This window comes from Streptococcus sp. SM3, from assembly GCF_027497875.1.
Map to the genome: position 1 here is coordinate 1 of NZ_JAJNSA010000218.1, position 1,140 is coordinate 1,140.

The 1,140-nt window shown below is 50.6% G+C and carries 1 pseudogene; it reads right to left on the minus strand.

The features are described from left to right. Positions 1 to 1,140 (minus strand): annotated as a pseudogene (locus PAN06_RS14310) (peptidase); the annotation flags it as partial.

Genomic DNA, 1,140 nt, shown 5'->3' on the forward strand with positions numbered 1-1,140 from the left:
CTGCGCCATCTCGTCCGTCGCGTCCTGGTAAACCTTGGGCTCCGTCTTGACCATCACGACCTTGAAGACCTTGTTCACCTTTGTCCCCTTTAGGTCCCTTGATGTTGCCTTCTTTGTCCCAGTTGCCGTTATTCTTAACGAAGACGTCGCCTGTTTCTGTATTGACGTATTTATCACCGTCTTTACCTTGATTTGCTTCTGGGTTAACTTTGCCGTTCAAGACGTCTTTACCGTCGCGTCCATCACGTCCGTCACGACCTGCTGCGCCATCTCGTCCGTCGCGTCCTGGTAAACCTTGGGCTCCGTCTTGACCATCACGACCTTGAAGACCTTGTTCACCTTTGTCCCCTTTAGGTCCCTTGATGTTGCCTTCTTTGTCCCAGTTGCCATTATTCTTAACGAAGACATCGCCTGTTTCTGTATTGACGTATTTATCACCGTCTTTACCTTGATTTGCTTCTGGGTTAACTTTGCCGTTCAAGACGTCTTTACCGTCGCGTCCATCACGTCCGTCACGACCTGCTGCGCCATCTCGTCCGTCGCGTCCTGGTAAACCTTGGGCTCCGTCTTGACCATCACGACCTTGAAGACCTTGTTCACCTTTGTCCCCTTTAGGTCCCTTGATGTTGCCTTCTTTGTCCCAGTTGCCATTATTCTTAACGAAGACATCGCCTGTTTCTGTATTGACGTATTTATCACCGTCTTTACCTTGATTTGCTTCTGGGTTAACTTTGCCGTTCAAGACGTCTTTACCGTCGCGTCCATCACGTCCGTCACGACCTGCTGCGCCATCTCGTCCATCGCGTCCTGGTAAACCTTGTGCTCCGTCTTGACCACGCTCACCTTGAAGACCTTGAGCACCTTTGTCACCTTTAGGTCCTTTGATGTTGCCTTCTTTATCCCAGTTGCCGTTATTCTTAACGAAGACGTCACCTGTTTCTGTGTTAACGTATTTATCGCCGTCTTTACCTTGATTTGCTTCTGGGTTAACTTTGCCGTTCAAGACGTCTTTTCCGTCGCGTCCATCACGTCCGTCACGACCTGCTGCGCCATCTCGTCCGTCGCGTCCTGGTAAACCTTGTGCTCCGTCTTGACCATCACGTCCTTGAAGACCTTGAGCACCCTGGTCACCCTTAGGTC